Raw genomic sequence first — 21,778 nt, forward strand, 5'->3', positions numbered from 1 at the left:
GTTAGTTGAGTGGATAGCTGGGGCGGATCATGGGTGGCGCTCTATAGGCTCATCTCCAAAGCCGCAATGGCAGGAAAAGCAGCGAAGATTACGGTCAGCGGGAGCACGCCGAAGACAAGCGGGACCATCATGGCAATTTCTTTTCGGCCTGCTGACTCCATGAGGTCCCGCTTTGCGGCGTCACGGACGTCCGCTGCTTGCGCCCGGAGGACGTCTGCCAACGGTGTCCCGCGTTCAACAGCAACCATCAGGCCGTCGATGAACCTGACCAAGGGCGGAAGTTCCGACCTCGATGAGAATGCCTGAAGCGCTTCCGTCAGCGGCTTCCCAGACCTGGTATCCGCCAAGATCGTGGCAAACTCCGCGGAGAGCTCGCCATTCGAGCTGCGGCTCACCCTGTCCATGGCGCCCATGGCACTCTCACCTGCTGCGACCGCGAGCGCCATCAACTCCGCGAGGCTGGGAAACTCGGACAACATCCGTGACTCCCTCCTCTTTATCCGCAGACCCAACGCATAGTCCCGAAGCAGGTAGCCGCCCAGCGCGCTGGCGATCACTGAGCTACATGAGACGGCCGGACTGAACCGGCCGGCGCTTGCCCCGGCGACCACCACGACGATAGAGAGCACGAAAGCGGCCCCGGCCCACAGAAGCTGTTCGGCCCGGAAATCCAACGTTGATTTTTTCGAACCCGCACGGGCAAGCTTCTTCGCCAAGGCCGTGTTGCCTACTATGAAGCGGGACATGGAAGTAAGGGCGTCGCGGATGATGGGGCGAAGAATTCGTTCGAAGGGCCCAAACGGAGTGAGATTGTGTGTTGGCGTGCGGAGCAGGCGCGATTCAAGATTCTGCGACTTCAGTTGAGGTTCGATCCGATCAGCGAATCTGGTTCCCCGCATGAACGGGAGGCGCACCACGATCAACCAGCACCCGGCTCCTAGAAGCAGGCCGCACAGCAAGGCGAAGGCTGTTGATGTGGTCATCGAAGAACCCGCTCATCCTCCGGCAAGGCGCCGACGCGGAGCATCACGGAGTAGCAGAAAACTGAAATCAACAGGCCTCCGAGCAAAACCAAGGCGCCCATGCCTGAGTTGAATGCCAGCATGGCTTCAGGCCTGCTTGCCATGACCACCAAAACTATCCAGGGCGCAGCTACGGCGAGCCGGGCAGCATTGACGGTCCAGGACTGCCGGGCCTCAAGCTCACTGCGCGTCCTTGCGCTGTCGCGCAGGAACCCTGACAGGGTCCCCAGCATTCGTCCGAGGTCGGAGCCACCCACTTCACGAGTCATTCGCAGGGCCTCAATGATTCGGTCGGCCACTGGATCAGCCAGGCGTTCCTTGAGTTTGTCCGCTGCAGCCTCAAAATTGCCGGCGGCTCTATAGTCGGCCCCGAAGTCCAAGAACAACTCCCTTAATTCTTCCGGGCCATTGTGTCCCAGCTGGATCAGCGCCTCTGGCAGTGCAAGGCCTGCACGAATAGCTGAACGCAAGTGGTCCACGATGTCCGGCCACAGCTGCCGTAGTGAGTTCCTACGCTTCCGTGCCCGCCAGCGCACAATTGCAAAGGGAATCCATGAACCGAAGATTGCGAAACACAGGGCCACCGGCGGCGATCCTGTCAGAACATAGAAGACCAGCAGTGCGAACAGTCCAAGTCCGGCGCACGTGGCAAGGAGTCCGGTGCCGGTGACTTTCTCAATCCCTGCTGCCATCAGGAGAAGATCCAAGCGTCGGGGCTTTTTTCTTTTGGGCTCAGCCGGTGGTTGGACCCATGTGGACCACCACATGAGAAACACCCCTAAGCCACACACGATCCCGAGCAGTGCCGCCATCAGTTCAACTCCAAGAGGGCAGCCACATCGAAGCCTGCGCGGGCAAACTTTTCCGGTGCCGGCATGGAGTTGACCCTGGGATGCAACTGCCCTGCAACCATGCCGAAGACACCCGAGGATTCAATGATCCCGTTTTCCACCCTGCGTCCCAGCGACAGGATCTCGGTCACCTGCCTGCGCCCGGTTGAATGGCGACCGCAGTGCACCACGAGGTCGATGCACGACGCCACTGTGGGTACTACGAAAGCACTCGATATATTGGCCCCTGCCAAGAGCGGGAGGGTGCAGATCTTGGTGACGGCGTCGTGGGCAGAGTTGGCGTGCACGGTACACATCCCGGGTAACCCGGAGTTCAGCGCAATGAGCATGTCGAGGCTTTCCGCTTCGCGAACTTCTCCCACTATCAAGCGATCGGGACGCATTCGAAGCGCTTCCTTGACAAGCCTTCGCAAAGGAATGTCGCCTTCACCCTCGAGATTCGGTTGACGGCACTGCAATCCCACCACGTCGCGCAGCGGAAGCTTCAGTTCAAAGATCTCCTCCACCGTGATGACCCGTTCACGGGAACCGATGCTGGCGGCCAAGCAATTCAACATTGTGGTCTTTCCCGCTTGGGTGGCTCCGGACACCAGAATGTTGAGCCCGCTGGCTACCGCCGCACCGAGGAACCTGGCAGCCTGGGGCGTCAGGCTTCCAAGCTCGACGAGGTGCTCAAGGCGGCTTGCCTTCGCGATGAATTTCCTGATGTTGACAGCCCAGTGCTTGCGGGTGATGTCAGGAATTGCTACGTGCAACCTGGATCCGTCCGGAAGGGCAGCATCCACGAAAGGGGATGAGAGATCCACCCGGCGTCCCGAGCTCTTGAGCATTCTTTCAACCAGATCGCGTACCTGCTGCTCGCTGAGACTTATGGCCGTCAGCTCGGATTCCCCGTTGCGCGCCACGTAGATCTCGTGCGGCGCATTGATCCATATCTCTTCGATTCCGGGATCATCCAGGAGCGGCTGCAGTGGCCCAAATCCTGCGACGGCATCAAAGATGTGTTGTCGCGCGGTCTCGAGGTGTCCGAGAGAGGGAAGGGGGCCCAGAAGTGCCCGTTCGTCGTAATCGTTGACCGCCGCCTCTACCAAAAGCCGGACATCCCCGGCTTGTTCCAGCGGATCCAGCCCGCGGCGCCGAATGAGTTCCCGGACTTCTCCCTCGACGATTTTTACAGCATCCACAACTCTCCCCTGATCACGAGCCTGTAAACGAGAGGCGTATCTCGAGTCATTCACGCTAGGCGAGCGAATTCGGACCCTCAAGTCACTCCGAACGCTATGTGGATAACTTCCCATCATCAGTCACGCCAGCACCCTGAATCCCACTAGTCACTCCAGTTTCGGAATGTTAGGGTAAAGCCCGTTAGGAGCTGGCCTAAGGTCTCATGCGCAAGCGCCCGCCCCGGAGCTTGTCCACAAGCCACACCATGCGCCGCTAAGCCGCGGCACAGGGCCGGATGTGAAAATGAAAACTACTTCGATGGACCCGGTCCGCCGCATCCCACTGGCACGTGTAGGCCTGGCGCTTACTATCGCCCTGATCGGAAGTTCAAGCCTGGGAGCACCTGCATGGGCGCAGACGTCCGGACCGCAACCGGCACCGCAGTCGGAGACCCGCGAACCAACGCCGTCACAGGGTCCGCGACCAGCCGGAGACGGCTCGGGTTCGGCGCCCTCCGGCAGCGATTTGCCGACCATCGAACCGGTTCCCGGTCAGCAAGAGCCGCCGCCCGCCGTCGAACCTTCACCATTAGAGGCGCCGTTGCCAACCTCAACGGCCTCAGGACAACCCGAAGCGCAGCGCGCAACACCCCAGGCAATGCCTGGCAGCGCCAATAACGCCGACGCCATGAAAGCGGCCATGCGCGCCGCTATTCCGGCCGGTGGCGCCGAAATGGGGCAGCGATCGCCAAGGGTCATGGCGACGAAGCAGCAGAGTGCGGTTTCGCCCCCGTCGGGAGCCCGTTCAATCGGCGGAGCAGTGAATTCAGTGGTTCCCATGGCGGCTGACCCGGGACACTGGCGCCCGACTATCGGCATCGCGGGTCAGGATGTCAGCGCCCACCAAGGCAACGTCAACTGGCAAACCCAATGGAACCAAGGTTCCCGATGGGCCTACGTCAAGGCGTCCGAAGGCAACTACTACCTCAATGAAAACTACACACAGCAGTACAACGGCTCCCGTGACGTAGGAATGGTCCGGGGCGCCTACCACTTCGCTATCCCCAACTGGTCATCGGGTGCGGACCAGGCCAGGTATTTCGTGGCAAACGGTGGCGGATGGACTGCCGACGGTTACACGCTCCCGCCCGTCCTGGACATCGAATACAACCCCTACGCCGGACGCACCATCAACGGGTTCTACTTCGGCAACACATGCTATGACATGTCCAAGGCGCAGCTCGGACAATGGGCGGCCGACTTTGGCAATACTGTCAAGGCACTGACGGGTCGATTCCCGGTGATCTACAGCACCACCGACTGGTGGAACACCTGCGTAGGGAACTCCACCTTCGGAAACTACCCGCTGTGGATCGCGTCCTACTGGAACAACCCAACCAACTCGCCCGGGGCCATGCCTCTCAGTTGGGGCAATTACACCATGTGGCAGTACAGCAGCACGGGCCCCTTTGAAGGCGACTCGAATATTTTCAACGGCACTTATGACCAGCTTCGGACATTCGCTAGAGGAGTCCCCCGCCCCTCCAGCCCCTCCATCCGGTCCGGGGCGGACGTGCTCGCTGCCATGCCCTCCGGACGTCTGGACAATTTCCCGGCAGACGGACAGGGCCGCATCACAGGACCGGTAGGCATTGGTTCCGGTTGGGGAACTGCACAGTCCGTCCACGTCGTTGACTGGAACCAGGACGGAGTCCAGGACATCCTCGCCCAGTGGCAGGACGGCTCGCTCCAGGTTTTCCGGGGCGCTTCCGGTGGCGGTTTCCTTGCGCCCATTCTGGTGGGAACGGGGTGGCAGGAGATGTCGCTCACCGCGGGGTGGTGGAACTCCAGGGACGCGTATCCGGGTGTTATCGGCCAGGACGGCAAAGGAAATCTGTACCGGTACGTGAATGCGGCCGGAGGCGCCCTCGGTGGAGGAGTGCTGATCGGGACCGGATTCGGAGGGCACCAGTTCAACCAACTGGACTTCGACGGGGACGGCAACCAGGACATCGTCTCCCGGACAAACGACGGCATCATGCGTCTGTACCGCTCCAACGGGGTGGGATCGTTCCTCTCCGAACCGAGCCGGGTAATCGGAAACGGCTGGTCCGCCATGACGTCGGTGAGCTCATCGGCCGGGTTCAATGGCGCTGGTTCGCAGGGGCTCCAAGCCCGGACCGCCAACGGTGACCTGTACTACTACCCGGCAGTGTCCGGGTCGTGGGGCAACCGCTTCCTCATCGGAGTGGGATGGAATGATGCGAACGTGATCAGCGGCGCTCCGGTCAACGTTGAGGCCACGCTCGGCGTGGACGCTCAAGATGTGGTGGCCACGCGTCAAGACGGCAACATGTATCGCTACCCCGGGTCAGGTTCAACCTCCTTGTTGCCTGCTGAACTTATCGGCACGCAGTGGACCGGGCTGAAGGCCGGCTTCCTCGCCGACTGGAACAACGACGGCACCTTGGACATCCTGGCTCAGTGGACCGATGGGCGGCTCAGCATGTATCCGGGATTCAAAGGCCGAGGCTACGGGGCGCCCATCAGCCTCGGTACCGGTTGGAAAGACTGGACGCTCACTGTCGGTTCGTGGAAGAAGTCCGACGCCCGGCCGAGCATCGTTGGATACGACCCCTCAGGCCGCTTGTTCCACATCAGTAACCCGTCCGGCACGGGATTGGGCGCGCGTGTTCAGATTGGCGTCGGTTGGGCCGGATTGGCCATCCTCCAGATGGACTTCGACAAGGACACCAACATGGATCTCCTGGCGAAGAATGCCGCCGGCGATTTGGTGCTCTACCGGTCAACCGGCAGCGGAACACTGATTCAGGAAGCGCCCGACACCGTAGGTGTCGGTTGGAACGTGATCAACAGCTTCGGAGCCATCCGTGGATTCGCTGGAGCCGGCTCAAGCGGGATCCTGGCGCGGACGACCGGTGGCGATCTGCGTTATTACCCGGTTGGACAGAATCGAAGCTGGGGCACACCCACCAGAATCGGCACCGACTGGGGCGGGCTAAGAATCCTCGCCCCCGCCGCAAGTTAGACCAAGCGGGCGCCGGCTCCCGAAAATAGGGCCTGCACACTCTGAAAAGGAGGGTGCGGGCCCTTTTCGTATTCGGCAAAATTACGTAAAGGAAACAAACAATGTTTAGGCCGGAGACAGGTCTAAATCGCGGGATTGCGTGATCTAATGAAGGTGGTCTCACGTATTGGCTGTTCAGCGCATTCGGGAAACGGGCTTTGTTTGGGGGCAAGCGAAGGTCACCAATGCGCACAATCAAGGAGTGATCTTTCATGGCGTTTACCGTTTCAACGGCCAAGGTCAGCATTTCGCCGCCCCTGGATGTCAATCCCTATATGGCGGGGTACGGGACCCTCGACGGCGGCCGGGAGGCTACAAGCAGTGCACCCTACGAATCGCTGTGGGTCAGGGCCATCGTGCTGTGGGAAAATGGCTCACCCAATCTGATCATGAGCGTGGACATTCTTGCCCTGCCCCGGTCAATACACCAGCGTGCCCGGGAGCGGATATTGGCGCTGGCGGGATGGTCCAACGGCGACATTCTGATCCAGTCCACGCACACGCACAATGGGCCGGCCGTCGTCGACACCCTCCACCCGTTCATGTGCTACGGGTTGTCGGACTTGTCCATGGTGGAGACCTACAGCCAGCACTTGGAGAACGACCTTGTGGATGCTGCAAGCGAAGCGCTCAACGCATCGCAGACAGCTGTCACGTTGGATTACAAGGTCACAACGGCCAGCATCGCGTACAACAGGGTGGGCCTTCCTTACCTTGAGAACACCGTGCCGGTCATTGTGGCGCGCAAGCCAAACGGGAACGCCGCAGCGGTGATATTCAACTACGCATGCCACCCGGTCGCGGCCGGCATGCGCACACTTTTCGACGGCGATTTTCCCGCCGGAGCCTGTAACTACATCGAAAACACCAACCCCGAATGTTTCGCCTTGTTCCTTCAAGGAGCGGCCGGAGACCAGAACCCCATGGGAGTGCCCAGCTGGGAGTTGAGGGACGAGTACGCCACTAAGCTCGGCGCTGCTGTTGACGTTGCCATGCAGACACCCGGAAGGTCCATCGGCAGCCCCCTCCAGACCAGCTACCAGGAGGTCCAGATCCCCCTGGACATCACTCCCACTGCCGGGAACATGGCAGCTGTCCGCGCCGCCTACGTGTCACGGCTCCCCAACCTGGACGGCAATCCCGCCTGGTACGGACGCCACGCCCAAGTCATGATCGGTCGAATTGACAGCGGCAGTTACGAAACCTCGGTCGCTTGTCCCTTCCAAGTGTGGAAGTTCGGGGGCAGCCCGCAACTCAGGATTGGAATCGTCGGTGGCGAGTTGGTAAGCGGTTACGCCGCATACTTCCGGGCAAGGTTCGGCGGCGCAAACGGAGTAATCGTTGGTGGGTACGGAAACGAGTCGTGCTACTACGTACCCAGTGCGCAGTTCCTGCCGCCTTATTCTTCCGGGGGCAGCTATGAGGGAGGCTGGGACCCGGACCATCCGGGGATCGCGGGTGGCTCGATGACCGTTTACGGACACATCGGTCACTTCCGGGGCGGAACAACGGGCGTAGAAGCCACTGTTATCAACACCCTGAACTCCATGTTCGCCTGACAACCACCAAACGTCGAAGGCCTTGGTCTCCGGAGCAAGGCCTCCGACGTTTGTATCACCATTTTGTAGCGGTATCGATACCCGATTCACGGGCAAATTCATTGACCGGCATGCGGGTTCTGACAACCATGGAGGTGGAGGTCATCATGCGAACCCTGTACCCGGCCGCTGCGGCGATGCTACTGCTCATTGCCGGTTGCTCCAGCCCACCGACACCTTCCACCACGGCAACGCCCGTTCCCTCCGTATCGGCAACTCCTTCAGCATCGGCGACTCCTTCATCATCGGCAACGCCTGCTCCCGAACCGACAGAGCCGGGCAATGGCAGCGGACAAGGCGCCGGCGCACCTGATGATTCGGGCCGGTTCTCGTACCTCTGTTCAAGCCTTAACGAGGCAGTTCCGGACGTGACGTACACAAGCCTTGCGGAGGTTTGGGCTTCCACCGGATATGTCCGTATGGATTCCTGCACTGCGAGCTATGAAGGACCCGCTCCGTTCGAGCCCACCGAAGATGAAGCCCGGATCATCTCCCTAGCTGAGCCCGGTGTCGCACCATCCGAGGGCCTCGACGCCTATTTGACCGCATTGGCACTCTGTACACGCGTCAGCGACGAAGCCGCTTCGGAGCTCTTCGGCCGAAGCAGCCGTCAAATGCTGCGGGCCGCAAGTGAGCTATGCCCCAGGGCACCGCAGGGGCGAATCATCGAACTCTGGGCGTCGGGGGAAAGAGCCGGGGACGGCGAGTCTTCGGTGACGAGCGACGGCCTGGTTCCCGGAAAGTTCCACCTCCGGAAGACCCCGCCGGAAGGCTGCACATGGTCGGTGTCGGCCTCTGACGGCAGCACGAAGGCCAACGGCGGGGCAGCCGAAGGTCAATCAGGAATAATCCTTGAAGAAAAAGACGTACTAGCTAGTGACAAATGCGGAATTTGGGAGAAGATAGAGTAATGCAGCCGGCAACGGCTGGGGCGAAAATCCAACTGCATGCGGAGCTGGGGAGCATCCGAATGAAGTGGGGATCCCTCGGTGGACATGCCAAGACGCGCTATCGTCCAGCTTGGCCTAGCCGGTCTCGTTCTTACAGGCTGCTCGGTCAAGGTCGTTGAAAATGTTGAGCCATTCAGGCTGGGCGTGACGAATGCCGGCGATGCCGACAAACCACGCGTCGAAAGACCCGAACCAGTCAAGCGATATCAATTCGAATGTCGCGGAGCCAATGGAAATCCGCTCATCATTTTGTCGAGCCTTGAAGAGGTTTGGGCAAACACTCAATACAAGAAATTCGCAGATGTCGTAGTGACATATGTGGGCCTTCAGCCTCAGGTTTTGGCGGCGGAAGAAAATGCCGCGGTTAATGTCGCTGTTGAAGCGGGCGCCGTTGGAACAAGGAATGACATTTGCCTTGCCATTGTCAAAGCCTGCACCAGAAACAATCCCCCAACCATCAGTACGGCGCTCTATGGGCTTGGCGGCGTTCCGATCGTTAAGGGAGCACTCACGCTGGCGCCCATGGCACCGCAGGCCGCAGTCCTGACCAAGTGGTTGAAGGAAGTGGCGTGATGGGACAGCAGATGAGGCGCGACGCCGGATGGCGGCTTCGCGGACAAAAGGTCACCACGGCATTGGCCGCCGTACTTCTGACGGTTGCAGGCATGACCGCGGTGGTTTCCAGCACCCCGGCACATGCGGACCAACAGAAACAGATCATTGGTATTGGGCTCACCAAGCCTGCGGGGACTGTTCTTGACCCCATCGGCCGCATGTGGGTTTCAGATAGCGTGGCCGGTTTCTGCCGCATGTCCGAACCCGTTAACGGAAACGCGGGCACCATCGAGGAAGACACGTGCTTGGGCGGCAGCCTGCCTGGAGCCGGCCCCGGACCGAAAGTCCCCGGGGTCTCCATCGTGCTTGACCCCACCCCCGGCTCCATCGGCAATGGCGACGAAACAGTCTTCATTCCGGATTCAGCGGTTGGAAGTTCGCATCTTGTACGGGCCGTGTGGAATCCACCGCTGGACCTCTTCGAGTACAGCAGCACACTGACGGTCCTCGATGGCGACGTCCGCCCGAACGCCGTTTCTGACGGACCGGATGGCAACATCTATCTGTCATTCGCCAATGCCCGCTCAATCATCAAGATCGTTGATCCGACCATCATGCACCCAAGCATCGAATCCATTGCGTCGGTCACCACCCGCGCACTGGGCCTGGTGGCGGCGGGCTACGACAGCAACGGATACGTCAGTGTCTACGTACTGGAAACCACCGGCCTCCGGGCGTTTTCCGCCCCTGGCAACGGCGAAATGACAGACTACGTGCCATTGACTTCGTACAACGTCGGCGTCGCGGCGTCGATCTACTACGACTACAACGCCCACGTTATTTACACGGGCACCAGCAGCGGCACCACGGCGGGCACAGACAAGGTCTCACGGCTCGACCTCACGAACGGCACCGTAGACAACCAATGGGCCTTGGGATTCAGCAAGATCGGCGGCCTTGGAATGCGGGGCGGTCAACTTCTGGTGCTCGATGATCCCGGGCAGCTGGCCTCTTCTCCGGGCGAAGGCCGGGGCAGCATCAGCATCCTTGGCGGCGCAGTGGCGAAAATTACTTCCGGCCCCACACTGGCCAGCGGTGCACAAGCTCCCAATCCCGAATTCACCAATGACACGACTCCCACGTTCGGCGTCAGCGCGGATCCGGCCGGCAGTGCGTTGGAGTGTTCCATGGGTGGAGCCTGGGTGAACTGCACCGGCGGCACCTACACGTCAACTGCGTTGACGAACGGGCAGCAGACCTTCTCCGTGAGGCCTGCACCCGGTGGCGTACCGGTTTCACGGACATTCACAGTGGACACAGTCGCACCTGCTGCGCCGGTCTTTACAGCTCCAAACAGTGGTCAAGTAGTCAACGGCAAACCGGTTCTGGGCGCCACTTTTGAGCCAGGAACAACACTCACATGTTCCGTTGACTCCACTGCCGACGCTGCCTTCCAGGCATGTGTACCGGGTGACACATTCACGCTCACCACTGCGGGTGCCCATACCTTGAGGATCCGAAGCACGGACTCGGCAGGGAACGTCAGCCCTGCTGCTGCGCAGACCGTAACGGCTGATCTGACGGCCCCCCAGGTTGCCATCACGGCTCCGGCCAGCGGGGCCACAGTGGGAGCCGGGTACCAGTTCCAGTTCACCTCCGGCTCCTCGGATGTAGCTGGGTTCCGCTGCCGGTTGGGAACCGATGCTTTCACCGCTTGCACATCACCGAAGGTCTATGCGGACATCGCCAACGGACCAAACAGGTTTGAAGTAGAGGCCCGGGACGTTGCAGGCAACACCACCGTTGCAGGCGTCAACTTCACGGTCTTCATAGCTGACACGACTCCTCCCACAGTGACAGCCAGTCCTGTAGGCGGAACGTACGGTCCTGCAAGCAAAGTCACGCTGACAGCGAGTGAAGCAGACGCCAAGATCTACTACACAGAGAACGGCACCACTCCCACCACGGCCAGCACGCTCTACACCGGCCCCATCACCATGGGAAGCAAAACCCTCAAGTACATAGCAGTCGACGCAGCCAACAATGCCTCGGCACCGCAAACCCAGGTGTACGTGTTGGACAATGTTGCGCCAACGGTGACAGCCAGCCCACAGGGTGGAAACCTGACGCTTGGACAAAAGGTCACGCTGACCACGGAATCCGGAGCGAAGATCTACTACACAACGAACAACTCCACACCCACGCTGTCCAGCCCCACCGGCACAACAACCGTGACCGTGACGCCAACAGCGACCACCACGGTCAAGTACTTCGCTGTTGATGCGGCAGGCAACCAGTCTGCGGTGGCATCGCAGACATATACCTTGCCTGCGGCACCGGCCAACACGTGGAAGGACTTCAATGCGGACGCGAAGAATGACGTCCTGGCTCGCGACGCGGCCGGTACATTGTGGCTCTACCCGGGTAACGGCACCGGCGGATGGCTGGGTAAGGTCAACACCGGGACCTCGTGGAACAACTACAACCTGATCGTTCCAACGCGGGACTTCAGCGGCGATGGACGCAGTGATGTCCTCGCCAGGGACGCGTCCGGGCAACTGTGGCTCTTCAAGGGAAACGGCGTGGGCGGCTGGCAGCCTCCTGAAGTTGCCGGTGCCGGCTGGAGCGGATTCACGGCTGTTGTGGCACCCGGCGACTTCAGCGGTGATGGCAAATCCGATGTCCTTGCCAGGGACTCCTCCGGAATCCTGTGGCTTTACAAGGGCGATGGATTGGGTAAGTTCACCGCTGGTCGGACTCAGGTTGGAGCAGGGTGGAACGTCATGAATGCCATCTTCAGCACAGGTGACTTCAACGGCGACGGGAAGACCGATGTGTTGGCCCGCGACACAGGGGGCGCCCTGTGGCTCTACCCAGGCAATGGCAGCAGCGGCTGGGGCAACCGCTCCCAGATCGGAAGCGGATGGAATGGTATGACCGCCTTGCTCGGACCCGGCGATTTCAATGGGAACGGCAAAGCTGATGTCCTCGCCAGGGACGCCAGCGGCAATCTGTGGCTCTACCCAGGCAATGGCTCGGGCGGCTGGCTCGCCTGGGGCCAGGTAGGCAACGGATGGCAAGGATTCACATCGCTCCCCTGATAGGGACCGGACGTAGCTTGCCGTTTTGAGGGGTGCACCGGAGAATATCCGGTGCACCCCTTTCGTCTGCACCCAGCACTGGAGATGCTGCCCTTCCACAGAAGGTATCCAGCAATGAACTAGACTGAGGGTTTGCAAGGAACTCGTGACAACAGCGTTGCGGGCTACGGCTGGCGTTCAAGAATTCGTCGGCACGAACTACCGAGGAGAGTCTTGACTTTCGACCAGGCAGGCCAACCGGATCTCTCCGTTGTGATCCCCGTCTATAACGGAGAACGGATTTTGGCGGCAACAATGGCCCGTCTTTCCGGCTACTTGACCAGTGGCACCTCCGAGATCATCATCGTGGAGAACGGATCTTCAGACAAAACACTCGAGGTCGCCCTCAAGCACGCGGTGGATACTCCCAACGTGACGTTCAAGGTTCTCCAGAGCCAAAAGGGCATGGGAAACGCCTACCGCAGGGGCATCGAAGCCAGCTCCGGCAGCCGCGTGCTCCTCACGGCGGACGATCTTCCCTTCGGTACTGACGATCTCGACGAAGACAAGAAGCTCCAAACCAAACCCCACGTCGTCATCGGTTCGAAGGCCCACAAGGACTCGATCACCGAGCGCAGTCTCATCCGCGGAATTACCACTTTTGGTTTCAAGACTCTGCGGCAGGTAATCCTCGGGTCCAAGGTTGGCGATTCCCAAGGAACACTGATTGTCGACGGCGACTGGCTTCGAAGCATGGTTGACCGCTTCGATGACCCCGGATTCCTCTTCAGCACCCAGGTCGTCTACGCCGCTGAAAAGCAAGGTTTCAAGATCGTAGAAGTGCCCGTCACACTGGCGCCCGACGACGAACCGGGCGAAACCACCATCCGGACTGCCGACGTCGTCAAGATGTTCAAAGGACTCGTGGCCATGCGCCGCCGCCGGAGTGAGTTCGCGGTGGCTCCCAGCGCGGGGACGCACGCCTCATGACGGGATCAATTGCGGAAACACCTTCCAACGACAACGATCTCAATCAAGAACAGCCTCCGGTGAAGAGCACCAAGGCCAAGCTGGTTGACTTCGCCCGGCGCGCCTTGGTGGTCATCGTATTCGCCGCGGCCGTGTACTTCATTGCAGTCCAGTGGCCGCAAGTCCAAGCCACGGTTTTCGCCCTTCAATGGTGGCAGGTCCTGCTGTCCCTGCTGGCGCTTATCCCGGGCGTCTTGCTCGGTATGTACATGTGGCGGGTAGTCATGGCAAGCCTGCTGCGATCCGTAGACATTGAACCCCAAGGTTTGGTGCTCAACCAGATCTACCTGGTCGGCCAGATCGGCAAGTACCTGCCCGGTTCCGTGTGGGCGTTCGTACTTCAGATGGAGCTAGGGCGAAAGAACGGAATTGCTCGCGCGCAAGTCTTCGTAGCGTCCCTGGTGAGCACCGGAATCACCATTGGCGCGGCTTTGGTGGTTGGGGCTTCGGCGCTTCCTATCCTGGTCCAACGGCAGCCCAATCTGCAGTGGCTGTACGTCATCCTGCCGGTTGTTATTTTGGCGATGAACCCAAACGTCGTGACGTTCCTGGTCAACATCGTCCTGCGTGTGTTCCGCCGCCCGCCCCTCCCCGAACGAATTCAGGCCAACACCATGGTCAAGGCCTTCATCCTTGGCGTGCTGATGTACCTGTGCTTTGGCCTGCACCTTTGGATCCTGGTTGGCCATGAGGCCACCTTGGACCTCGCGACGTTCCTGGTTCTGACTGGTGCGTTGGCTCTTGGTATGACGCTGGGCGTGCTGGCATTCCTGCTTCCCGCAGGCGTGGGGGCCCGCGAAGCCATCTTGATCCTTGCCCTGGCCGGAATGATGAGCGCCGGTGCTGCGACGGCAATCGCTGCCCTTTCACGAATCATGTTCACGATCGCGGATCTACTGTGCGTCGGCATAGCTTATGTTCACTTCCGGTGGCGGCAACAGTCAGCTTCCAAGACCACCGTGGACTCGGCCTCGGAGGCCAAGTAGCAGGTGGTGGCGGGTGCCCCCGAACTTCCCGTAATCCAGGCAGTCCTTCAGGCCAATATTCACACTTATGCCGCGCGCTAAGGAGCAAGCTAAGACCATGACAGCAGGAACCTCCGGGGCTACTGCCCAGCGCCCGCCGGTCACCCGACGGCGCTACTTCATGCAGCACGATTGGCATTGGGGCATTGTTACTGCCGCAATAGCAGCCGTCGCCTCCATCATTCCCCGATTGTTCAATCCCACGTTCTACTACTGGGACGACATGATGCAGTCCTTCCTCCCCCTGTGGCGTCATATGGGTGAGGAAATACGCTCCGGCCGGTTCCCGTTGATGGAACCCGGCGGATGGGTGGGCGGCAACATTGTGGCCGAGGTGGGCTACGGTATTTTCAACCCGGTTAACATAGTCAACTCAGTCATCGTTTCGAATTTCGAGAACCTGTCTCTGGCGAGTTATTTCATCATCGTCCAGTTCATCGCGTTGCTGGCGTTCGGTACGTTCATGCTCGCCCGCGACTACGGTTCCAACAGGCCCTTGGCTCTGGCTGCCGGTGTGGCAATCCCCTTCAGCGGCTTTACGCTCTTCTACGAGGCTGCCCGGTGGCCGGGCGGCCTGATGGCCTTCGCATGGATTACCGTTTTCTGGTGGTCTGTCCGCCGCTACGCGCGCCGCAACACGTCACCGTTCCTGCCGTTCCTGCTGGGCTTCCTGACGATGACGGCGGGAAACCCCTACGGGGCCATTGGCGTCATTCTTGTCCTCTCGGCTGTCGCCATCGAGCTGATGCTCATGAGGCATTGGCGCCGGCTTATTCCAATCGTCATTGTCGGTGCCCTGGTAGGTCTGACCGCTGTCCTGGTCTACTTCCCCTTGCCCCTCAGCTCAGCCGTCACAGTGCGGCAACAGAGCGAAATTCTGAATGACCTATTCCTTTCCCCGGACATGTCGTCGCTACTAACCATGAGCACATCGTCCATGCGGCCGCGGATCAACAACTTCTGGGCACCCATCGACAACGTCCCCTCAAGTTACCTGGCGTGGTTCGTCCTGCCACTGCTTCCGTGGCTGGATTTCCGCAGCTTCCGAAACCGCTCGCGTCAAATTTTCAGCATCTACATCATCACCGGAATCTACTTCCTGCTGACCTTCGCTCCTTCCCAGGTGCTGGTCTTCCGCTGGCCGATCCGACTCATCGAGTATGTGTACCTCGGCGTCATCGTTCTCGTCGCGGTGGTGGCCTCAGCGGGCTTGAAGACCACATCATGGAAGAAGCGGTTGTTCATTACCGTGGCCATCCTTGGTTTTGGAACCTACCGCGCCTGGTCCATGGTTCCCGAGGGCGGCAAATGGCAGGTCTTCACCCTGGCCGTGACTTTGGCCTTGGTGGCGCTGGCCGTCTTTGGCTGGAAGCGCTTCGGCTACCGAGGCTTGGCCGCAGTGATGGTACTGGGAACAATCGCCACGCTTGGAATGCAGTCCAGGCAGTTCGTCCCCAACAATGCCGTAGCCGGAATCGGCTCCCCCGTGGATGCAGACACGCTCCGTGACTCAACCAGCAGTTACCGGGGCAACACCATTCAGATCTTCAACACCATGAAAATCACAGGCGAGGAATTCACTGAGGGACGCCTCCTGTACGGCAATCAGATCCTCAACGCCGACGTCAACAACAGCATGGGCCGGTATAGCGGCATCAGCTTCACTACATACGTCAATGCCTTGTGCATGAACTACCGCGGCGAGACCTGCCCGCTTGCCTACACGGAGCTGTTCAAACAGGCGTCCCCGGAAATCGACGTTACGTTGGCCGATGTCCTTCAAGTCGAGACTGTCGCCGTCCAGAAGACCATGATTGCCCCGGACCAACTCAACGTTGCCCCTGGCTGGTCGATTGTGGCCTCGGATGAGACCCGGACAATCCTTCAGCGGGAGAACCCGTTGCCCTACCCCGGCACCGTTTCCTGGGCCTCGGACGGAGTCTCAGTCCAGGATGCGGTCAGGAACGGCAACGATGAACACATAACTCTGTCCGGCGACGGCAGGGCAGGGAAGCTGACCCTCGCCCGCCTCGCGTGGCCCGGCTACACCGTTACGGTTGATGGCGAACCGCAGAAGCTCACGCAGGGCCCAGCGGGGGTCATCCTGGTGGACGTTCCAGCGGGTGCCAAGTCAGTGGACATTTCCTTCACGACGCCGGGCCTCACCATGGGCCTCGCTGCCCAGGCGGTCGCGTGGTTCGGGATATTGGTGTTCACTGTTTTCCACTATGTTCGTCGGCATCGCCGCACAGGGTCCGAGGAACACGTCATTCAGGAGCCGGCCGAAAAGGTATCTGTCTAGCCGGCTGCAACGCATTAGACCGCCTGTAAGTCAGAAGAGCGTCTAAGGTCCGAGGAGCGTCCGCCCCCACCGGGGCGGACGCTCTTCTTTGTGGGGCGCTGGTTTGTGGGGCGCTGGCAGATCCCTCCAGCACCCATGCAGTAGCGCGGTCAGGCCCGCCCCCGTCCTACTTAGAGCAACTCACCTACGGCAAAGGCCACCGCACATCATTCGGAGAAGATGTGCGGTGGCCTTTTTGCTGTCCCTCGTAGGGTTCAAACAGCAATTACCTGCTAGTTGCTATCGCGCAGCCATGCTACAGCTTGGTCAGCGGGGCCTTCGAACTGCACCGTGCCGGAGGCAAGCACAACTCCCCTGTCGCAGATACGCGAGATCATGTCGAGGTCGTGGCTGACCACAACCAGCGTCCGTCCTTCATCCGAAAGTTGCTTGATTTTGGCCAAACACTTCTTCTGGAACGGCTCGTCGCCCACGGCCAGGATCTCATCCACCAAGAAGATGTCGGGCTGCGTGTGGACTGCCACTGCGAAAGCAAGCCTCAGGAACATACCGGAGGAATAGAACTTTACTTCGGTGTCGATGAACTGCTCAATCTCGGAGAACGCAACGATTTCGTCGAACTTCTCGTTGATTTCCTGCTCAGTCATTCCCAGGATTGCAGCATTGAGGAAGACGTTTTCGCGCCCGGACAGGTCCGGGTGGAAACCTGCGCCAACCTCGATGAGCCCGGCTACGCGACCCTTAGTACGGACCGTGCCTTTATCCGGCAGGATAACGCCGGAGATAAGTTTCAATAATGTGGATTTACCTGAGCCGTTGAACCCCAACAAAGCCACGGTCTCCCCTGGCTGAATCTCGAGGCTCACATCGTGGAGTGCATCGAACTTCTTGCTGAGGTCGCTTTTCCGACCCTTCACCAGCCAAACGAGGGTCTCCTTGAGAGAGTGCGAATGGCGGAGATTAAAGGTCTTTTTAAGGTCCTTGACGATTATTGCGGCGCCCATCTAGACCTCCTGCGCAAAGTGGCCCTCAAGTCGTCGGAAGACGAGTTGGCCGATGATAAGGAACAGGGCAGCCATGCCGAGACCAATCAATCCCGTCCACATCAGATGTGGAGGCAGTTCGACTGGACGGTCAACAGTGGGATACCAGAAGGCCCAGTGGAACAACTCAACAGCCACCGTGATCGGGTTGAGCTGATAGATGACCAACACCCAAGGCGGTGCCAGCCGACGGATCATGGTCCAGTCATAAAGCACCGGCGATGTCCACGTTACGATCATCATCAACATATCTACGATGTTCTCGGCGTCGCGGAAGAAGACATTGACGGCTCCGGCCAAGAGGCCCAGGCCGGTCGCCGTAACTGCCACAATGACGAAGCCCAGAGCAGCTCCAATGAGTTGCATGATGTCCGGTTTCCACCCGCTCAGCAGCGCAGCAGCCAACAACACAACCAATTGGGGGAGGAAATGAACCGCAGCAACCCACACTGAGGCAACGGGGAATAATTCCCGTGGCAGGTAGATCTTCTTAACCAAGGCAGCGTTCGACACGATGGATCTCGTGGCATTCGAAAACGCTTCGGAGAAGAAGTTGATGACGATGACACCAGAGAACATGTACAGCGCGTAGTTGGGAATCTGATCCCCGACGCGCAGGACAATGCCCAAAGCAAAGAACAGCACAACGTACTGGACCAACGGCTTGACGTAAGACCAAGCAAGGCCCAGGACAGAACCCCGGTACCTTACCCGGAGTTCCTTACGGACTATCAGTTTGAGGAGGTACCGGCGCCGGTAAACGTCCAGCAGCCCGGCCCCTACCCCCGGAACAGCGTATGTATCAGTGGAAGTTGTCATTGCTACTTGCTGGGCTCCGAAGCTTCGAACGTTTCCCGCCACGACTCCATGGAGGTGATCTCGGGAAGGGCCTCACGGTACTGTGCCCGGAGGGTCTCCCAGTTAGAGAAAAGCTGAGCATGGAGTTTGGCGGACTCAACCACCAGCTGGCGTGCCATCTTCGGGTTTCGCAAATGCCATGAAGCGCCCGTGCCGTCTGCGTTGGATACCACGGCGCTATCCAAGTGCGCCAAGCTCCACCATTTGCCGTCCTGATGAGCAACGTGAGCCTCAGGGGCAGCCTTGGCGGTGCCGCGCACGGGAGCCAGTGTCTGTTTGAGGACGGTCTTAACTGCCCAAGGAAGCAGTCCCAAGGCGCCTGGCTGCTTGAAAGACTGGGGCTTCTTGGGGGGACGCTTGCGGAAGACCTCGGGGAACGCTGCAGGGTCGGTCTTGACCTGTGAGTCCGGGAACTCCTCGCGCATGGCACGGAGTTTCGGCATCGTCGTCGGCAGTTGCTTGTGCAGATTGTCTGGACCGGCGAGAACATCGCGAAGTGCCATCACCCGTGCCTGCTCCGGGTAGTACTGCATGGATACCAGGTGCTTGACGTCCGTGTTCAAGCTCTCGCGCAGGATGCGACCGCCCTTGGGGAACGGCGAGTGCAGGAGGGTCGCGATAAGACGGTTGCGCTCGTGGTAGTAGGCCTGCCAGTCCACGGAGTCGTCCTTATCGGCCCAAGAGACATGCCAGACCGCTGCCCCGGGAAGGGTCACCGTGGGGAAGCCGGCAGCCCGGCCCCGGAGGGAGTACTCAGCGTCGTCCCACTTAATGAACACAGGAAGGGACAGACCAATGGTTTCCACAACCGTCTTGGGAATCAGGCACATCCACCATCCGTTGTAATCCGCATCCCAGCGACGGTGGAGTTGCGGAGTGGAGCGCAAACCCGCAGTGGAGAAGTCGTGATTACCGAGTCCCTCCACAGGCCCCCAAAGGAAGCGATAGAAGTTGACGACCTCTGAATAGGCGTGCAGGACGGACTTGTTGTACATATCGAACATGTGGCCGCCAACGATGGTCGGCCTACGGCAGAGGTCTGCAAACGCCACTGCACGCATTACGCCTTCTGTTTCCAGCTCGATATCGTCGTCCAGCAGCATGACGTAGTCGCTCTTGTCAGAAACGACCATCTCGTACATGTTCCGCGCGAAACCTCCCGAGCCGCCGAGGTTGCCCTGGTTGATGATCCGAAGTTGATCACCCATGGACTCCGCGACTGCGTCGAAGCCAGCTTGGTCTGCGACCTTCTTGTTGCCCTGATCCACGATGATAAGTTCCGCAAGGATTTCCCGCAGACCAGCGTCACCGTCAATGGACTTGATGGTTTCGAGGCAGTAGTCGGCGCGATTGAACGTGGTTACGCCGAGCGTGACGCGACCCTGTGGGCGGCCCTCATCAGGGACAGCCCAGTGAGCGCTCTTGAGCGTCATGCCGTCGCCGCCCGCAATGAGGTCAAACCAGTACCAGCCACCGTCCCCAAACGGGGCCAATGTCAGTTCGAATTCATTGGTGGAAGGGCCCTCCACCAGAATCGAATCCACGCGCTGGGAAGCACCGCGGGCGTTGGACCGGTAAACGATAACCGTCCCCTCGCCTTCGGTTTCGATGTGCAGCACGGTTTTGGTAGCGATGGTCCACTTACGCCAGTAGCTGGCAGGGAAAGCGTTGAAATACGACCCGAAAGAAAGACGCTCACCACGGCGGACCTGAACGGAGCCGCGGTTCAAAATGTCCTCCGGGTGGAGTTTCCGGGCCATGCCAATGGCCTGAACATCGGCGCCGCCGCCACTCGTGTGAAGCTTGTTGGTGTCAGGATCCACGTACAGCGGCAACGTGTCGAGGTCACGGTTGGCCGGGAAAATCACCCGCTGGACAATCCGCAGGTTCTGTTCCGTGGAAGCGGGGATTTCATCGGCAGTAGTGGCCGTCATAGCGATCTCCTGGCTTTCGTTTGTTGTCGTGGTCATGCGTCCACTCCCCCACTTTCAAGCTTGGCGCCGCCAGTGAAGTGCGGCTTGATCTTGTTGTCGAACATGGACAAGGCGGAACCAATGGCCATATGCATGTCCAGATACTTGTACGTTCCAAGCCGGCCGCCGAACAGGACCGACTTCTCGCCCTTGGCCAGATCGCGGTAGGCAAGCAGCTTCTGGCGGTCGTCAGAAGTGTTGACGGGGTAGTAAGGCTCGTCCCCCTTCTCAGCAAAACGAGAAAACTCGCGCATGATGACCGTAGCGTCCTTGGTGTAGTCCCGCTCGGGGTGGAAGTGACGGAACTCATGGATGCGCGTGAAAGCAGCATCGGCGTCGGGGTAGTTCATTACTGAACAACCCTGGAAGTCCTCAATAGGCAGGACCTCTTCTTCGAGATCGATGGTGCGCCATGAAAGGTCACCTTCGGCATAGTCGAAGTAGCGGTCAACCGGGCCTGTGTAGATGACGGGCACCTGACCGAGGACAGAGGAGCGACCGTACTCACCGTCGTCGAAGAAGTCCGAGTTCAGGACAACCTCAATGTTCGGGTGATCTGCCATCCGCTCAATCCAGGCAGTGTAACCGTCAACTGGAAGACCTTCGTAAGTGTCGTTGAAGTACCGGTTGTCATAGTTGTAGCGCACGGGAAGCCGCGAGATGATTTCAGCCGGCAGATCCTTCGGATCCGTCTGCCACTGCTTTCCCGTGTAGTGCTTGATGAAGGCCTCATAAAGGGGACGGCCAATGAGTTGGATGCCCTTGTCATTGAGGTTCTGGGGGTCCGTTCCCGCCAGTTCGCCAGCCTGCTCGGCAATGAGTGCCTTTGCTTCCGTCGGGCTCATGGCCGAGCGGAAGAACTGGTTGATGGTACCCAGGTTGATGGGCATGGGGTAAACCTCGCCTTTATGGCTGGTGTACACCTTGTGCTGGTAACTCGTGAACTTGGTAAACCGGTTCACGTACTCCCACACACGTTCATTCGAGGTGTGGAAGAGGTGGGCGCCGTAGCGGTGCACCTCGATTCCGGTCTGCGCCTCATTCTCGCTGTAGGCGTTTCCACCAATATGGTGGCGGCGATCAAGCACCGCAACCTTCAGCCCCAACTCGGTAGCGGCGCGTTCTGCAATGGTCAGGCCAAAGAAACCCGAGCCGACGACGACGAGATCAGCGTTCACAAACTCTCCTGTGTATTGGCGTGCGGGCACAGAGATGCCCACGTCTACTGGTAAAGGCTACCC

16 protein-coding genes are annotated in these 21,778 nt (G+C 59.7%); 8 read left to right on the plus strand and 8 right to left on the minus strand.

What is annotated here, in order from left to right; all coding sequences use genetic code 11:
- Nucleotides 1-41: 41 nt before the first annotated feature.
- Genes ARUE_RS14100 through ARUE_RS14110 form a run of 3 tightly spaced genes read right to left on the minus strand, consistent with a single transcriptional unit; the run spans nucleotide 42 to nucleotide 3,057 of the window.
- Nucleotides 42-983: a type II secretion system F family protein gene (locus tag ARUE_RS14100; RefSeq protein ID WP_014922219.1), complete on the minus strand. Its 942-nt coding sequence runs from the start codon at nucleotides 981-983 to the stop codon at nucleotides 42-44.
- Entirely contained in the window at nucleotides 980-1,834 is an 855-nt protein-coding gene (locus ARUE_RS14105) for a type II secretion system F family protein (RefSeq protein ID WP_014922220.1), read from the minus strand. The genes ARUE_RS14100 and ARUE_RS14105 overlap by 4 nt, the downstream gene beginning before the upstream one ends.
- Complete coding sequence (locus ARUE_RS14110) at nucleotides 1,834-3,057, minus strand: TadA family conjugal transfer-associated ATPase (RefSeq protein WP_043470439.1); 1,224 nt, start codon at nucleotides 3,055-3,057, stop codon at nucleotides 1,834-1,836. Before ARUE_RS14110 ends, ARUE_RS14105 begins: the two co-directional genes overlap by 1 nt.
- A 277-nt stretch (nucleotides 3,058-3,334) precedes the next feature.
- Between ARUE_RS14110 and ARUE_RS14115 the strand changes: the two genes are divergently transcribed.
- Both ARUE_RS14115 and ARUE_RS14120 read left to right on the plus strand, forming a co-directional pair.
- The gene (locus ARUE_RS14115; RefSeq protein WP_014922221.1) at nucleotides 3,335-6,085 is read left to right on the plus strand and encodes a GH25 family lysozyme; all 2,751 of its coding nucleotides are present in this window, start codon (nucleotides 3,335-3,337) and stop codon (nucleotides 6,083-6,085) included.
- Nucleotides 6,086-6,336: 251 nt separating this feature from the next.
- Entirely contained in the window at nucleotides 6,337-7,683 is a 1,347-nt protein-coding gene (locus tag ARUE_RS14120; protein ID WP_011775324.1) for a hypothetical protein, read from the plus strand.
- A gap of 55 nt (nucleotides 7,684-7,738) precedes the next feature.
- Here the strand turns inward: ARUE_RS14120 and ARUE_RS24715 are convergent, their stop codons facing one another.
- Nucleotides 7,739-7,873 carry a hypothetical protein gene (locus tag ARUE_RS24715; protein ID WP_286139755.1) on the minus strand — a complete coding sequence of 45 codons (135 nt, stop codon included), beginning with the start codon at nucleotides 7,871-7,873 and terminating at the stop codon, nucleotides 7,739-7,741.
- Nucleotides 7,874-8,090: 217 nt separating this feature from the next.
- Between ARUE_RS24715 and ARUE_RS24720 the strand changes: the two genes are divergently transcribed.
- The 6 genes from ARUE_RS24720 to ARUE_RS14150 all read left to right on the plus strand — a co-directional run bounded on the left by ARUE_RS24720 (nucleotide 8,091) and on the right by ARUE_RS14150 (nucleotide 16,663).
- Nucleotides 8,091-8,633, plus strand: coding sequence for a hypothetical protein (locus tag ARUE_RS24720; protein ID WP_286139756.1), 543 nt, complete (start codon nucleotides 8,091-8,093; stop codon nucleotides 8,631-8,633).
- An 84-nt stretch (nucleotides 8,634-8,717) separates the two neighbouring features.
- The gene (locus ARUE_RS14130; protein ID WP_011775326.1) at nucleotides 8,718-9,245 is read left to right on the plus strand and encodes a hypothetical protein; all 528 of its coding nucleotides are present in this window, start codon (nucleotides 8,718-8,720) and stop codon (nucleotides 9,243-9,245) included.
- Complete coding sequence (locus ARUE_RS14135; protein ID WP_014922223.1) at nucleotides 9,245-12,328, plus strand: chitobiase/beta-hexosaminidase C-terminal domain-containing protein; 3,084 nt, start codon at nucleotides 9,245-9,247, stop codon at nucleotides 12,326-12,328. Before ARUE_RS14130 ends, ARUE_RS14135 begins: the two co-directional genes overlap by 1 nt.
- 213 nt (nucleotides 12,329-12,541) lie before the next feature.
- The gene (locus tag ARUE_RS14140; RefSeq protein WP_286139757.1) at nucleotides 12,542-13,297 is read left to right on the plus strand and encodes a glycosyltransferase; all 756 of its coding nucleotides are present in this window, start codon (nucleotides 12,542-12,544) and stop codon (nucleotides 13,295-13,297) included.
- Nucleotides 13,294-14,322: a lysylphosphatidylglycerol synthase domain-containing protein gene (locus ARUE_RS14145; protein ID WP_011775329.1), complete on the plus strand. Its 1,029-nt coding sequence runs from the start codon at nucleotides 13,294-13,296 to the stop codon at nucleotides 14,320-14,322. The genes ARUE_RS14140 and ARUE_RS14145 overlap by 4 nt, the downstream gene beginning before the upstream one ends.
- Before the next feature lie 97 nt (nucleotides 14,323-14,419).
- Nucleotides 14,420-16,663, plus strand: coding sequence for a glycosyltransferase family protein (locus tag ARUE_RS14150; RefSeq protein ID WP_014922225.1), 2,244 nt, complete (start codon nucleotides 14,420-14,422; stop codon nucleotides 16,661-16,663).
- 272 nt (nucleotides 16,664-16,935) lie between these two features.
- On the opposite strand, the gene ARUE_RS14155 is transcribed toward ARUE_RS14150, so the two are convergent.
- From ARUE_RS14155 to glf, 4 genes are read right to left on the minus strand one after another with little or no spacing between them, the layout of a single operon-like run.
- The gene (locus ARUE_RS14155; protein WP_011775331.1) at nucleotides 16,936-17,667 is read right to left on the minus strand and encodes an ABC transporter ATP-binding protein; all 732 of its coding nucleotides are present in this window, start codon (nucleotides 17,665-17,667) and stop codon (nucleotides 16,936-16,938) included.
- The gene (locus ARUE_RS14160; protein ID WP_014922226.1) at nucleotides 17,668-18,525 is read right to left on the minus strand and encodes an ABC transporter permease; all 858 of its coding nucleotides are present in this window, start codon (nucleotides 18,523-18,525) and stop codon (nucleotides 17,668-17,670) included.
- 2 nt (nucleotides 18,526-18,527) lie between these two features.
- Entirely contained in the window at nucleotides 18,528-20,534 is a 2,007-nt protein-coding gene (locus ARUE_RS14165; protein WP_014922227.1) for a glycosyltransferase, read from the minus strand.
- Entirely contained in the window at nucleotides 20,531-21,715 is a 1,185-nt protein-coding gene (glf, locus tag ARUE_RS14170; RefSeq protein ID WP_026005450.1) for a UDP-galactopyranose mutase, read from the minus strand. Before glf ends, ARUE_RS14165 begins: the two co-directional genes overlap by 4 nt.
- Between the last annotated feature and the right edge of the window lie 63 nt (nucleotides 21,716-21,778).

It is taken from the genome of Arthrobacter sp. Rue61a, assembly GCF_000294695.2.
GTDB lineage: Bacteria > Actinomycetota > Actinomycetes > Actinomycetales > Micrococcaceae > Arthrobacter > Arthrobacter aurescens_A.